This window comes from Actinoallomurus purpureus (assembly GCF_024055795.1).
Classification (GTDB): Bacteria; Actinomycetota; Actinomycetes; order Streptosporangiales; family Streptosporangiaceae; genus Actinoallomurus; species Actinoallomurus purpureus.
The window spans coordinates 82,608-96,642 of the sequence record NZ_JAMXMY010000026.1 but is presented as its reverse complement, the minus strand read 5'-3'; the positions used below and the strand labels follow the sequence as shown (position 1 = coordinate 96,642).

Sequence of the window (14,035 nt, the reverse complement as noted above, 5' to 3'; positions counted from 1 at the left end):
AAGAGCGCAGTCGGGGATGACGGGAGAGAGATGGCGGTCAATCCGGGCTTGCTGACGCGCATGGTCGCGGGGTTCAAGAAGGAGGTCCCCGCGAACACGATCGAGTCGATCCAGAAGGCCGGGATCGCCGTCTACCAGGCGCTCGACGAGGCCGAGGCCGTGCGCCGCGACCTGGCCGCCCAGGAGATCGACGCCTGGAACGCCCCGGTCGCGGCGGCCGCCCAGCAGCTGTACGCGTGGAACGCCTACGTCCTGCAGACCCTGGGCGACAAGATGATCGAGGCCGACTACCGCGCCGACACGCGCACCGTCGGGTACCTCCCCCGGGTGACGGCCGAGCAGGTCTGGGCGTTCTTCGGCCAGGTCGAGGGCTGGCTCTCGCTGAACCGCCAGGCCGCGGCCAATCCGGACTACCTGCCCCACCCTGGGGGCGTCCTGCCGGCCGACCTGCCCGGCTGGATCGAGGTCGAGCCGTGCCCCGCCACGCACCTGGAGGCCATGATCGCGGCCGGTGCCGCCATCCGGGAGCACGTGGAGACCGCCCTCGGAGCGTTCGACATCACCGATGGCCAGGACGGGCACCGCGCCGACATCGCCCGGTTGCGCCAGATCGCCGCGGAGGCGTCGTCCGTCGCCGACTACGCCGCGCACGTCTTCGAACCCGGGGCGGGCCAGGAGCTCCACGCGATCATCGAACAGCGGTTGCAGCACGCCCTAGGGGCGTACTACCACCTCGGCCAGCTCATCGCGATGCCGAGCCTGCTGGGCACGTACGGCTGGAGCGAGGGGGCGGCGGGCGGCCCCTCCGGCACCAGGCTGCCGCTTCCGGGCGGCGCCGGCTTCGACCCCTGGTGCCTGACCGACCCCGACTCCCTGCACCGCTGGCAGCGCGACGCCCAGGCCGGCCGGTCGATCAACGAGATGTGGCGGCACGACCCGGACCCCGCCAGAACGCTGCGGCTCCAGGAGCAGATCAACGCCGCGCTGCAACGCGGCGACGTCGTGCGGAGCGGCTCGATGTACTACTGCTCGCCCTGGGCGTCGATCTACCGCGTCCGGCGCTCCGTCGTGATCGGCCGGCGCTCGCTCCAGCCCGGCCAGGACTTCACGCTCGAGGTCACCGCGGAGGAGGTGCTCGACTCCGGCCGGTTCATCCGTGAGATCGTCACCGGGCCCTTCCAGCCCGCCTCGCGGTTCGAGTACGACGAGCCCGGCGACGATCACTGAGGACTACGTCTTCGCAGTCGTGGGAACCTTCCGCTCCCTGGGTGATGATGGGAGCACCTTCCCCCTCACGCCGGGAGCACGTGTGTCAGATTCGCTGACCTACGCCGACGCCCTGAAGATCCTCGGCAGCCGCCACAGTCGCCTGATCGGCATCGTCGACCGGCTCGCGGCGGCGGGGCTGGCGACGTGGACGGTGACGGCGCTGGCCACCGGGCACGACGTGTCGGCCCCCCTCAACCTGTTCGATCTGAAAGAGGAGATCGTCAGGTTCGGGCACGAGACCGTCCGCCGGATCTCGGAGCGCCGCAGCGGCGTGTCCCGCTACGACCGCACGCAGCGGCTCGCCGCGGCCCACGCGGTCCTCGTGGTGTCTTCCTACTTCGAGGCGCTGGAGCAGGCGGACCTTCCGATCGGGCTCGACCGGTTGGAGCTGACCGCCGCCGAGCAGGTCGCCCAGGCGACCGGCACCGCTCCGGCACGTGGGGGCGCCGACCTGATCGACGGGCTGGTCAACGACCGGCTCCCGCTGCCCGAGCCGCACGTGCCGTACGAGCGCACGCGGGCGGCGATCACGGCGACGTACGAGCTCATGTCGAGGCGGCTCACGACCTTCGCCCGCGGCGTCGCCGCCTGGGACGCCCTCGCGGGTCCTGAGCGAACCCGCCTGACACGGGCGGTCATGGCCGTGCCGCCAGCCGCCCTGAACGGCTACGAACAGGCGTTCCGGCGGCTGGCCGCGGACAACCGGGAGTTCGAGGTCTGGGCCAACCTGACCCGGATCGACGCGCTCGGCGCGGGCCTGTCCGAGGTGGGCAGGATCCTCACCGAGATGGCGGCGAGCCGGGCGGGCGACCGGCCGCGCCGCCACCTCCTCCGGAGCTACCGCGCGGCGCTCGCGGAGCCGATCGTCGCTGCGGGCCGGACGCCCGAAGGGGTCGTCCTGCCGTCTCTCGGCGACGCGTACGTCAATCCGCGCTGCAAGGTGGCGGAGGTGCGGCCGGGGGACACCCCGGCGGGGCAGGAGTGGTGGGAGCACCGGGAACCGGCGCCCTACACCGATGCCTTCCTCTCCGGCTATCTCACCTCACCTCGCGCGGTCCAGGCGCCCCTCGTCGTCCTCGGCGAACCCGGGTCGGGCAAGTCCAAGCTCACCGAGGTCCTCGCCGCACGACTCCCGGAGGAGGACTTCCTGCCGATCCGGGTCGAGCTGCGCGACGTCGCCGCCGAATCACTGATCCAGGAACAGATCGAGCAGGCCATCCTCCACCAGTCAGGAGAACGGGTGGCACTGCCCGACCTGCTCGATTCGGCGGGCGGGGCGTTGCCGGTCGTGATGCTCGACGGCTTCGACGAGATGCTGCAGGCAGCGGGCGTCAACCGGTACGACTATCTGGAGCAGGTGCGCGACCTGCAGCGGCGGCAGCTCGCGATCGGGCATCCGGTCGCCGTCATCCTGACGAGCCGCACCGTCGTCGCCGACCGCGTACGGTATCCGGCGGGCAGCATCGCGCTGCAGCTCCAGCCTTTCACTGACGACCAAGTGCGCTACTGGCTGGACGTCTGGAATCGGCACAACGCGGAGATCTTCGCGGCGCGGGGGCGGCGGGCGCTCCCGGCCGAGACCGTGCTCGCCCATCGTGAACTCGCCCGGCAGCCCCTCCTCCTGCTCATGCTCGCCATCTTCGACGCGAACGACGACGCGCTGCGGGCCGGGATGACCAGCATCGGGCAGGCGGGGCTGTACGAGGCCCTGCTGATGGACTTCGCGTTCCGGGAGATACGAAAGTCGCCGCGCAACGCCTCATTGCCCTCCGATGCCCAGCGCAGACTCGCCGAAGCGGAACTGGAGCGCCTGGCCGTCGCCGCGGCCGCCATGTTCACCCGCGGCCGGCAGACCGCCTCCGAGGACGAACTCGACCGCGACCTCGCCGTCCTGCTGCCCGAACGGGAGGGGACCACCGACGCCGACGAGGCGGCACTCAGCCCGGCGCAGCGTGTCACCGGCAGGTTCTTCTTCATCCACCGGTCGGAGGCTCGGGTACAGGACCAGCGGACACGGAGCTACGAGTTCCTGCATCCCACCTTCGGGGAGTTCCTGGTCGCCTGGCTGACCGTCCGGGCACTCGGCGATCTCGTCGCCGTGAAGGAGGTGACGAGCGCGCGGTCGACGGCATCCGGCGGCCGGCTGGACGACGGCTTCCTCTTCGCGCTCCTGTCCTTCGCGTGCGTGGCCGAACGCGCGCCGATCGTCGGCTTCCTCGGCGAGCTGCTCCGCCGGACCCCGGAAGCGGACCACGAGCCGCGCAGGACGCTGCTGCTGCAGCTCCTCGACGGCGCGCTGTACCCGCACACCGGCAGGTCGTACGCCGCCTACGAGCCGGTCGGGCACCCGGTCACGCGGCGGCTCGCCGCCTACTCGGCGAACCTCACCGTCCTTCTCGTCCTCCTCTCCGGCGAGGGGATCACCGTGGCGGAGATGTTCCCCGGTTCCGGCGCCGCTGTGGCCGAACGATGGGTGCAGCTGAGTCATCTCTGGAAGGCGCAGCTGTCCTCTTCGGAGTGGGACGGGATCGTGAAGACGATCCGGGTCAGGGTGAGACTCGCCGACGACCTCCGGATCCACCTGAGCAGGGAGGACGGGTCCGCGGTGTCGGTCATCGATGCCTTCGCCATCTCACCGCCCGGCTCGCGGCCGGAGTCGACCGACTACGACGTTTTCCTGTCGGGCGAGCCCGCCGGCTCCTACGACCTGCGCGTGCCCGCCACCAGCGACGTCGGGCTCCTCGTCAGGAGGATGGCGTTCCTGCCGAACTGGCGGACGGCGATGCTCTTCCTCCAGTCCGTGCCGTTCTTCCAGACCATGGGCGATCGCGTCCGGTGGAGCACGGACGACGAGACGGCGATCCTGCCCGCTCACCAGCTGGCGCGGCTCGACCACACGCGGGGCGCGCCCGATCACGAACGCGCGGCGGTCTACAGCGGATGCCTCCAGGCAGTGGCCGCCTTTCCGGAGCTGCACCGGCTCGTCCTGCTGCGTCTGCGCGACGACGTGGGCAGGCTCTCGGCAGCGACGGTGGTCGACCTGCTGCGGCAGGCGAACACCGTGCGACCGAACGAGGTGTACCTGGAGGCGATCAACGACCTGTGGCGGCGGCTGCCTGACGACGGCGGACCCGGCCACGGCGTCGACGGTCGCGATCTGGTCGTCGCGCTCGTCAAGGCGATCGAGCAGCGGTGGCCGGACGCCGACCTCGGCCGGCTGACCCCCGGGCTGCGCGTCGCTGCGGCGGGAAGGGCGCGCACCGCCGGCTCCCGCTAATGCGTCATCTGAAGATCTTTTAGCGGTGCCACCGTGGGAGTATCGGTCGGCGGAGGCTGACCGGGCGGATCCGACGTCGCCCCTCCGTTGACTGCGGGACTATCGCCCATTTGCGATGACCTCGAACGGCGATAGTCCCGAACTCAACGTGAGGGTTCGCCATCAGGGCTCGTCGAGCGGAGGGGCGTCGAGCCAGATGAGCCGTACGTCCTCATCCAGCCCGGCCAGGACTTCACGCTCGAGGTCACCGCGGAGGAGGTGCTCGACTCCGGCCGGTTCATCCGTGAGATCGTCACCGGGCCCTTCCAGCCCGCCTCGCGGTTCGAGTACGACGAGCCCGGCGACGATCACTGACGGCGACGTCCCCGCCGCATCCCACCACGGAGCTCGCCTCGAACCCGGCCTCGATCACCTACTCGTGTCGGCTCACCGGGGGCAGTCGATGACAATCTGAGAAGTCTTGTTGTCGAACCTGGGATTATTTTTGTTCTTCGTCAGGTCCGCGTCATTGGAGTTAGGGCCAGGCTTTACGTAATACTCTTTAGCGCCATAATACCTTGTGTCACGAAGCCGGGCCTTGCATCGCGTAGCATTCTTCATCGAGCTGGCCGCGTTATCGACCCGGCCGCTCTTGTTCTGCCAGTGCTTTCCCGGCAGGTCGACGGTTGTAAAGCCTGAGCCTCGCGGCGCGACGCAGAACCTGCCGCCCCCGTAGTTGTCGTTCTGGTAGATGCAGAGGTATTTAGTAGACGTCACGTGGGCGATGTCGGAGGCGTTTCGTGAATCGGCCTGGGCGGCAGGTGCACCCGACAGGCCCAGGAGGACGAGTCCAGCGAGCAGTGCGCCACCGGTCATCTTTTTCATAAGCTTCCTCTTATCGCTTTGGTCGCCTCGACGACTTCCTCAAAGGCGGACGAGAGCCCGCGACGTGGACTCGGATCCGGCCTGGCCATGGAAATCCGGCTGAGTGGCCGTTGTGAATCTTAGCCGCCAGATACACAAAATGACAACGTCCCGTAACGGTCCCGTCATCGACCGTCTAGATAGTCTTCAAGACCCAATCAGGATGTCCATGAATTGGGTCCTGGGACCCTGTCGGCCGGGCCTCCCTAGTGCTAATGGATCGCCCATCTGGACGAGCTGCGCCCGAATGCTGTCGGTGGCGGGCGCTAAGGTCGCCGGTCATGGCGAATCGGTCCTATCTGTTCGTCGGTGACCACGACGGGATCAACCCGGGATGGGAGGTCGGCATCCCCGGCCTCGAGCATCAGGTGCTCGCCGAGGACGTCTACTGCGTGCCGTTGCTGTGGCTGGCGATGTTCCGGCCGCCCGACCTCGTGACCGCGACGTTGCCGCCGGACGACGACGATGACGACGACGGGCCGATCGAGACCACGGCGCCGCTCGCGCCGAAGGAACGCGCGCTCGCCCAGCTCGACGCGGCCCTGCCGGCGCTGCACCAGATCTTCGAGGGAGCAGGGCGGCTGGACGATCACGCCGCGCTGCTGCGCGAGGCCGTCGCGTCCATGCCGGGCCGGTTCGTGACGATCGAACTCTACGAGATCGCGGTGCTGATCGACGAGGAGCAGTACTACCGGGACCTGCGTGCCGCGCTGGGCAGCCTCGATCGGCCCGGCGATCTCGCCGCCGACCGGGCCCGCCTGACGGACCTGGCGCAGTTGCGCGAGGGGCGGCCGTTCCCGCCGGCCCGGCTGGTCGTCGACGGCCTCGACGCGCCGGACGACGACTGGTGGAACCACAGCAGACTGCTCGGGACGCGCTTCCTCCGCCCGGTGCCGTGGGAGCCCGCCCCGGGTGTCCCCGCCTGACCGGATCCGTCCGCCGCCGGGAAGGACGCGGGCGGGTGCCAGGGCCTCGCTCGGCGTCTCCCGCCCGCAGAAGCGACGGAGGACACGGCCCGGGCGGTGCCCGGGCCGTGCTCAGCGTCAGGTCGTGCCGGGGGTCACGCCAGGTCGAGGGCGGTGAACGGGTAGCCGTCCCAGAGGGCACGTTCGCGGCCGCGCGGGTCGTTCTCGACCTTCGCGCCGACGTTCCACATCATCGTCGCGCGCGCCGAAGCGCGGTACGCGGGCCAGGCGGGGCGCCGGACCGTGCGCCGTGCGTTCGGGTCGCCGGTGCGGGCGAAGGACGTCCAGGCGTCGATCATCTGGTCCGACAGGGCGGTGAGGCGGGTCCGGTCGGCCTGGAACGCCTTCTCGCCGCCCAGGACGCCTGTGAAGCGCAACGTCCCGAAGACGAACGGCAGCTCGATCGTGTGCACGGCCCCGTACTCCGTGGTCGGGCGCCAGCCGAACTCGTACAGGTAGGTCGGCCGCCACCGGCTCTGCGCCTGCGCGAGCCGGGCGGCGGGGACGCGCATGCCCTGGTCGGTGAACATGGCCATCGCGGCGTCGGTGGCCGACCGTCCCTTCCGGTAGGCCGCGACCATGCGTTTCCGGCGCGCGGCGAGCTCACGGGGGAAGAACACCGCGTCGTACTGCCGCGCGATCGCCGCCATCGCCTCGGGACCGAGCTGGCCGAAGAAGTTCATCTCGTCCAGGTTCGTGCCGGTCAGCAGGTCGACCCCCCTGGCGTTGCCCCGGGCGACGCGTTCGATCACCGGGCCACGGACCAGGTTTCCGTCGATGTACGGGCCGAAGTAGGTGCCGCCGAGGATGCCGGGTGCGCTCTTGTCGATGACCGTGTTCTGGAGTTCCAGGAGCTGCCGGGTCGACATGCGGCGCAGCGCGTCGACGCTCTTCACCGGGAGGTCCGAGGCGACCTTGCGCTCGTACGCGGCGGAGTGCACGAGGGCACCGCTGCCGCTCTCCAGGATCACCCGCCGGAACAGCCGCTCCGGGTGGTCGGTGGCCAGCATGGCGCTGAGCGAGAACGCGCCCTCGGACTCCCCGACCGCCGTGACGTCGGCCGGGTCGCCGCCGAAGTCCGCGATGTGATCCCGGACCCAGCGCAGCGCGGTCATCTGGTCGCGCAGGCCGTTGTTGCCCGATCCCTTGTAGGACGGGTCGAGGCCGCCCAGTTCCGACCAGCCGAGCACGCCGAGCCGGTAGTTGAGGGAGACCACCACCGCGTCTCCCCGGGCGGCGAGCGTCGCCCCGTCGTAGCGCGCCTCGTTGGCCGTGCCGTACCGCCCGGCGCCGCCGTGGACGAACACGATCACCGGGCGCCTGCGGCGGTCGGGTGCGGGCGTCCACACGTTGAGGCGCAGGCAGTCCTCGTCGGTGAACAGCGTGCGCCCGTCGGGGTAGTCCTCCGACAGCGTGTCGCGGTCCTGCGGGCAGACGGCCTTGTCGTCCGTCGCCTTGAGCGTTCCGCGCCAGCGCGTCACCGGCTGCGGCGGACGGAACCGTAGCCGCCCCGTCGGCGGCGCGGCGTACCGGATCCCCCGGAAGACGCACAGGCCGTTCTGGGCGGTGCCGGCGATCGCGCCGAGCGACGTCGTCGCGCCGCATCCGGTACGGCCGTTCGCGGCGGGCGTCGCGGCGGCCGTGCAGGAAGTGATCAACAGCGCGGCGCCGGCGAACGCGAGCGCCGCGGGGACTTTGAAAGGCATGAGCAGGCTCCTTCTTCGACTGCTCAGAGCCTCGGCGGCCGGGGCGCCCAGGCGGATCGCCGGAGCGAGTGAACCCCGTCTGGTCCCTCCGGGCGAGTTCCCGGTCACCGGCCGGGGACCACCAGACCGGACTCGTAGGCGAAGACGACGGCCTGGGCCCGGTCGCGCAGGCCGAGCTTGGTCAGCAGGTTGCTCACGTGCGTCTTGACCGTGTGCTCGCTGACCACCAGCTCGGTGGCGATCTCGGAGTTGGAGCGGCCCTGGGCGAGCAGCCGCAGCGTGTCGATCTCCCGGCCGGTCAGCTCGTCGAGCCGTCGCCGCGTGCTGGGCCGTACCTGTCCGCGGCCGACGACGTCGGCGATGAGCCGCCGGGTGACGCTCGGCGCCAGCAGCGACTCGCCCTCGGCGACGAGGCGGACCGCGCGGACGAGATCGTCCCGCCGCACGTCCTTGAGCAGGAATCCGGCGGCCCCGGCGCGCAGGGCGTCATAGACGTACTCGTCGACGTCGTACATCGTCAGGACGAGTACCTTCGCGGCCGTGCGCCGGCAGATCTCGGCGGTCGCCTCGACACCGTCCACGCCGGGCATGCGGATGTCCATGAGGACCAGGTCCGGTTCCAGCTCGACCGTCTTGGCGATCGCCTCGGCGCCGTCGGCGGCCTCGCCCACGACGGTGATGTCGTCCTGGGCGCCCAGGATCATGGCGAAGCCGCCGCGGAACAGGTCCTGGTCGTCGGCGACGAGTACACGCAGCATGGGCCTATCCGATCGGAAGAGTGGCGGCGACGGTGAAGCCGGGGTGCCCGGGTCGCACCCTCAGCGTGCCGCCGCAGGCCGTGACGCGTTCCCGCATGCCGATCACGCCGTGCCCCTCGCGCAGATCGGGAGCGCCCCGCCCGTCGTCCGACACCTCGATCTCCAAGGTGTCGGCGGACCAGCGGAGCCGTACGCCCACGGTGCGCGCGGCCGCGTGCCGGATCGTGTTGGTCAGCGCCTCCTGGACGATCCGGTACACGGCGACGTCCACGTCGGCCGCGACCATCCGTGGCTCGCCGTCGACATGGAGGGCCGCGTCGAGGCCCGCGCGGCGGGCGTTGTCCAGGAGTCCGGGCACGGCCTCGATTCCGGGCACCGGCCCGTGCGCCGTGCCCTCGTCGTCCTGGCCGCCGCGCAGGGCACCGAGGATCAGGCGGAGCTGTCCGACGGCGTCGCGCCCGGCGGCCCCGATCGCCTCGAAGATCGCTTCGGCCTTCTCCGGGTCCTCGCGTACGACCAGCGGGCCGGCCTCCGCCTGCACGATCATGATGCCGACCGAGTGCGTGACGATGTCGTGCATGTCACGGGCGATGCGGGTTCGTTCGCGGTCCACGGCGGCGGCGCGCTCCTCGCGTAGGCGCCGCTCGCGCTCTCGTTCGGCGGCACGCGCGGCCCGCCGCGCCCGCGCGCCCACCCCGACGGCGTACGCCGCGACGATGGCTGTGACCAGGTAACGGTAGGTCTCCAGATCCTCCTCCGGTACCACCAGGGACACCACCACGCCCACGACCAGGGCCACGATGCCGACGGCCCGCCGCACCGGCGACATGGTCCGCGCCGCGAACGTAAAGGTGCAGACCAGCACCCCGTACGGCAGGAACAGCAGCGGCGTGTGCGCCAGTGAGCCGGCGGTGACCGCCAGGACCGTCGTCGCGCCGCCCACGAGCCCGCCCACCGTGAAGATCGCCCGCCGCCACGCCACCGGCACCGAGGCCACCAACGTCAGCGCCAGGAACCACCACGGCTGCCGGTACGGGACGAACGCCGTCGTCACCGTCGCGGCGGTGACGACGGCGGCGATGGCGGCGTCGAGCCGCGAAACCCGGAGAGTGCTCGCTCGCACGGCCGACTCCTGTGTTCAGAGGGAACCCGGCCGAGAGTATGCACCTGCCGCCACCACGATCACCTCCCTCGCCGTACCGATAGCCGCATCCCTCGCCGGGATGAGGTCGCTTCGGACGGCGTCGAACACGATCAGCGTGACGCACCTCAGGGTCAGGACGCGGCGAGGAGCGAACGAGCGTGGCGGTGCAGTGGGATCACCAGGTCGTCGTAGTCGCCACGATCGGCACGAAAGAGCATGCGAGTGATCACGAACAGCTGGGTCCGTGTCCCCTCTGGGGTGTCGAGCATGTCAGCGAACGTGTCGTGCACCGTCTGGGCGACGTCGGCTTGCAGGAGGGTGTGGCAATAGAGGGTGGCGGCGTCGTAGCCGTACGGGGCTCGGCCCCACATTTCCCAGTCCAGCACGGCGTCGGAGGCTACCGGGGCAGCGCCGGCCTCCCGCCGCCGGGCCAGCGTCTCACCGGCTTGGCCAGCCCGGGCCTGACGCACCCACAACCGCAGCGTCTCGCGGTTGACGCCCAGGTCCTTGGCCACCGACGCGTACGTCTGCGCCGGATCCGACAGATACAACGCCACCGCGTCGGCCTTGAACTCCTCGGAGTAGACCTTCATCACCACGCAGGACCCCTCTCACCCCCAGACCTTCATGATCCGGGGCGCTCAGGGTGTCCACACCTCGGGGGGAGGGCCGGGGAGGGCCCGACTTGCCGGATCCGTTCTCACCAATGAGGAACGTCACGGGCTGATGGAGCCCCAGCCCATGATCGTGGATCGCCGCCACGGCAGGGATGGTGTACGGCCATCGTGTACGGTCGATCGGCTCGGCCACCTCAACATGAAGGTGTTGGACGATCACGGGCTGGGTTCCTCTAGTTGTCGTTGTCGATGGTCGCCTACCGGGGGCGGCAGCTACTTGGCTTGCACGCCGGTCCCGGGCCATAGCTCGGGACGCAGCCGCCCGCCGGACGGCAATCACCCACCGCTGCTCTAACGATCGGGCCGAACCCGATGATGACGCAAGACGAACCGGCGACCTGGTCACCATGGCGCTCAGCGGCATGAGCGGACGTCCGGTTAGGACGTCGGGTCGGGCGCATAGAAACACGGCCATGCCTCTTAGCGTGCTCGCCTCCCGCCGCCAGGGCTGGCGGATATCCGACGCCACACCACGGAGTCGCGATGGAGGCCACCGCCTGATGAGTCACCCCGTGAGAGCATCCCGGCATGAGTGGCTCGACCGGAGCGGTGAAGCTCAGGGCAGCGCGCCCGGATGAGGCGGAGGCGCTCAGCGGGCTGGTAATGCGTTCCAAGGCGTACTGGGGCTATGACGAGGCGTTTCTGGCCGCTTGCCGGGAGGATCTTCGGCTTCGGCGTGGTGAAGTCGTCGAACGGCGCGCGGTGGTGGCCGAACGGGATGGACTGGTCGTGGGTGTGGCCACGCTGGAGGGTGATCCACCGGAGGGTGAGCTGGGCCTGCTGTTCGTGGAGCCGCACGCGATCGGCGGTGGCGTGGGACGCGCGCTGTACGAGCACGGGCTGCGGGAGGCGGGACGGCTCGGGTTCACCCGGGTGACGATCGAATCCGACCCCAACGCGGAGGCGTTCTACCTGGCGATGGGGGCGGAACGACAGGACTTCACCGGGCAGGACCGTGTCCTGCCCGTGCTCGTTGCATGGCCGGTCGCGCCGGAGGCGTCCTGGTCTGTCGCTTGGAGCGAGGGAGGTCCCACGGTCCAGGTCGGCAATGTCGCCGAGTTCAACGGCCAGTTCACCGGCGGTGTCCAGGGTCCCGACCACTACTCCTGCCTGGCTGCCTTCTGCGGTCCACGCCCGACGGTGATCGTTCTCCCCGAGCGGGTCGAGGATTGGTGGGTACGGGACGTCGCCGCCGTACTCGGCTGGGGCGAGGTGGAGGTACACAGTGGGATCGCCGGTGACGGCCGGGTTTCCAAGGCGATCCGGGCCCGGCCGGACCTGATGCAACGCCTCACCTCACGGGTCCTGCCGTGGGGCCGTACGCCGGCGTTCGAGCCGATCGCCCCGTCACCCGGCGGTGTCGTGGAAGCCATCGGCCGGTACGAGTCCAAGAGGCGTGCGCACGCGTTGTTCCAAACGCTGGCTCCCGATCACCCGGGAATCCTCGTCCCCGCACAACGGCCGGTAGGTTCGCCGCGCGCACTCGCACGGGAACTGGCCGGCGGGGCCCGAGTGGTGTTGAAGAGCGAGTACGGCGTCGGCGGGTCCGGCACGCTGATCGTGTCGCCCGAGACCGAAGGATTCCGCTCATTGGCACGGCGGTGGGCGCGCGACGGCGTGCTGCTGGAGGAGTACGTGGAGGGATCCGGCCCGTACCGTAACCCCACCTTCGACGCCGTCATCGACGCCGGCGGCGAGGTCCACCCGGTCGGCGTCGGGCTGATGGACGTCGACGGGACCAGCTACCGGGGAGTCACCGTCGGCCCCGGTGTCCTGCCCGACCCGCTCACTGAAACGGCCATGGCGTTCGGGGCAGCGGTGGGCCGGGCCCTGGCCGAGAACGGTTATCGGGGCTGGTACGACGTTGATTTCGTCACCGACCGATCCGCCCGCCTCGCCCCTACCGAGATCAATCTGCGGCTCACCGGCCCCGCCGTCGCGTTCCACATTCAGGCCGCCCTGGATCGTCTCCGAGGGGGAGGTCACGTCGTCCGCACGCTCGACCGGCTACCGCTGGGGGCACGGCTGCCCGCCAGCGCGTTGCGCGCACACGTCACCCGTACCGTGCGGAGCTGCCGGGCACTAGGCGCCACACTGCTGGTCACGATCCCGACAGCCGCATTCGATCCCGTCCCCTACCTGGGCGTGGCGATCGCCGCCCGTACGTCGCGGACCCTTGAGGAGGCGGAAACGTCCGTCCGCGCCGCGAACGCGGCACTGGGCGAGATGTTCGGGGATCTGGAAGTCAGCCCGCCCGGCGCTCGCGGACCGCGAAGACGACGAGGACGGCTGCGGCGATCATCAAGGTGACGTTGAACCCGTAGACGAGGGCGGCCTGACCGCTCCAGTCGGTCTTGGCAGTGAGCCGGTAGAGGTTGTCCTGCGGCCACCAGGCGACCAGCAGCCAGACGATCGACAGATGGGCGAGCGTGGTCAGCCCTACAGGGCGTCCCAGACGGGCCAACCGCCCGCGGCCGAAGAGCAGGAAGCCGATCCCCAAGCCGAACGCCAGGCATTCGGCCACATAGAGCCCTGTGAAGAGTGCCTTCCACTCGTTCGGCACCGCCGACAGATCAGTGGAACCCGGCCAAAGACTGTCGGTGATCAGGAACGCCACCAAAGCGACGAGCCCCGCGAGCACCAGCATGACCACCGTGCGCGGCCCATCGCCCAGATCAGACAGCGCCCCTTTACCACCCGCCGCCTGCCCCGGAAGCACCGGAAGCGGAAGCGCTTCGCGGTCCACCTCACCGGAACCGGTACGGGGCAGGGATTCCACCGATATCACGGCGCGCGGGATCCGCTCGGATCGCAGACGGGGGGCCGACAGGAACGTCCGAATCTCCGCGACATCGGTCTGACCTGTGGCGACGACGTAAGCGACGAGCGTCTTCTTCTGTGGCCCGGTCTCGATTCTGGTGACCACGCACTCCCGCACAGCCGGATGCCTGAGAAGTTCCGCCTCGACGTCCTCATAGCCCATAGAAAATCTCCCTGAGTGGGGGGAAACGCTGACCCAGGCAATGATGCCACCAAGACACCACTCCCATCGATAGCGCGACCTGGTGGTTGAGTAACGCATACGGAGCGCGCGGGGTCGCTCCTTTGCTGCCCAAGTGGCGGACGCCATGGCATTAGGGCCGTATCTGAATGCGCTTTTGTCCAGGCAGGGGTCGTCGATGTCGTGGCAGTGGGCGAGCCGCCGTCGTACCGGGTCGCGCTCGACCGGCTCGAGCCGGATGAGGGACCGGATCTCCCGAAGGTTCACGCTCATCCTTTCTCCGCGGTGGCCCGGATCTCAGGTACGGGTCATGGTTTCACGGACATCCGGACATG

11 protein-coding genes are annotated in these 14,035 nt (G+C 70.0%); 4 read left to right on the top strand and 7 right to left on the bottom strand.

The window, feature by feature from the left end:
• Nucleotides 1-30: 30 nt before the first annotated feature.
• Both NE236_RS36265 and NE236_RS36260 read left to right on the top strand, forming a co-directional pair.
• The gene (locus NE236_RS36265; protein WP_252846769.1) at nt 31-1,227 is read left to right on the top strand and encodes a hypothetical protein; all 1,197 of its coding nucleotides are present in this window, start codon (nt 31-33) and stop codon (nt 1,225-1,227) included.
• Between the two features lie 82 nt (nt 1,228-1,309).
• Nucleotides 1,310-4,546, top strand: coding sequence for an NACHT domain-containing protein (locus tag NE236_RS36260; RefSeq protein ID WP_252846768.1), 3,237 nt, complete (start codon nt 1,310-1,312; stop codon nt 4,544-4,546).
• Nucleotides 4,547-4,708: 162 nt separating this feature from the next.
• Here the strand turns inward: NE236_RS36260 and NE236_RS36255 are convergent, their stop codons facing one another.
• A complete protein-coding gene (locus tag NE236_RS36255; protein ID WP_252846767.1) occupies nt 4,709-4,897 on the bottom strand; it encodes a hypothetical protein in 189 nt (62 codons plus the stop codon).
• Between the two features lie 75 nt (nt 4,898-4,972).
• Nucleotides 4,973-5,410 carry a peptidase inhibitor family I36 protein gene (locus NE236_RS36250; RefSeq protein WP_252846766.1) on the bottom strand — a complete coding sequence of 146 codons (438 nt, stop codon included), beginning with the start codon at nt 5,408-5,410 and terminating at the stop codon, nt 4,973-4,975.
• Between the two features lie 320 nt (nt 5,411-5,730).
• On the opposite strand from NE236_RS36250, the gene NE236_RS36245 reads away from it, so the two are divergent.
• Nucleotides 5,731-6,375 (top strand): hypothetical protein, encoded by a 645-nt coding sequence (locus NE236_RS36245; protein ID WP_252846765.1) that lies wholly within the window; start codon nt 5,731-5,733, stop codon nt 6,373-6,375.
• 134 nt (nt 6,376-6,509) lie between these two features.
• Here the strand turns inward: NE236_RS36245 and NE236_RS36240 are convergent, their stop codons facing one another.
• The 4 genes from NE236_RS36240 to NE236_RS44070 form a co-directional block, all read right to left on the bottom strand.
• Nucleotides 6,510-8,120, bottom strand: a complete 1,611-nt coding sequence (locus NE236_RS36240) for a carboxylesterase/lipase family protein (protein ID WP_252846764.1) — start codon at nt 8,118-8,120, stop codon at nt 6,510-6,512.
• 104 nt (nt 8,121-8,224) lie between these two features.
• Complete coding sequence (locus tag NE236_RS36235; protein ID WP_252846763.1) at nt 8,225-8,878, bottom strand: response regulator; 654 nt, start codon at nt 8,876-8,878, stop codon at nt 8,225-8,227.
• Between the two features lie 4 nt (nt 8,879-8,882).
• Entirely contained in the window at nt 8,883-10,001 is a 1,119-nt protein-coding gene (locus NE236_RS36230; protein ID WP_252846762.1) for a sensor histidine kinase, read from the bottom strand.
• A gap of 152 nt (nt 10,002-10,153) precedes the next feature.
• On the bottom strand, nt 10,154-10,615 hold the full coding sequence (locus NE236_RS44070; RefSeq protein WP_289851334.1) for a transposase: 462 nt from the start codon (nt 10,613-10,615) through the stop codon (nt 10,154-10,156).
• Between the two features lie 612 nt (nt 10,616-11,227).
• Here NE236_RS44070 and NE236_RS36220 point away from each other — a divergent pair.
• A complete protein-coding gene (locus tag NE236_RS36220; protein ID WP_252846761.1) occupies nt 11,228-13,009 on the top strand; it encodes a GNAT family N-acetyltransferase in 1,782 nt (593 codons plus the stop codon).
• Here the strand turns inward: NE236_RS36220 and NE236_RS36215 are convergent.
• Nucleotides 12,945-13,973, bottom strand: coding sequence for an AMP-binding enzyme (locus NE236_RS36215; protein ID WP_252846760.1), 1,029 nt, complete (start codon nt 13,971-13,973; stop codon nt 12,945-12,947). The genes NE236_RS36220 and NE236_RS36215 overlap by 65 nt on opposite strands.
• Between the last annotated feature and the right edge of the window lie 62 nt (nt 13,974-14,035).

Excerpts from the sequence above, each read along its gene's own strand:
- NE236_RS36265 (WP_252846769.1), top strand. The coding sequence starts at position 31 with ATGGCGGTCAATCCGGGCTTGCTGACGCGCATGGTCGCGGGGTTCAAG.
- NE236_RS36250 (WP_252846766.1), bottom strand. The coding sequence starts at position 5,410 with ATGAAAAAGATGACCGGTGGCGCACTGCTCGCTGGACTCGTCCTCCTG.
- NE236_RS36245 (WP_252846765.1), top strand. The coding sequence starts at position 5,731 with ATGGCGAATCGGTCCTATCTGTTCGTCGGTGACCACGACGGGATCAAC.
- NE236_RS36240 (WP_252846764.1), bottom strand. The coding sequence starts at position 8,120 with ATGCCTTTCAAAGTCCCCGCGGCGCTCGCGTTCGCCGGCGCCGCGCTG.
- NE236_RS36235 (WP_252846763.1), bottom strand. The coding sequence starts at position 8,878 with ATGCTGCGTGTACTCGTCGCCGACGACCAGGACCTGTTCCGCGGCGGC.
- NE236_RS44070 (WP_289851334.1), bottom strand. The coding sequence starts at position 10,615 with ATGAAGGTCTACTCCGAGGAGTTCAAGGCCGACGCGGTGGCGTTGTAT.
- NE236_RS36220 (WP_252846761.1), top strand. The coding sequence starts at position 11,228 with ATGAGTGGCTCGACCGGAGCGGTGAAGCTCAGGGCAGCGCGCCCGGAT.
- NE236_RS36215 (WP_252846760.1), bottom strand. The coding sequence starts at position 13,973 with ATGAGCGTGAACCTTCGGGAGATCCGGTCCCTCATCCGGCTCGAGCCG.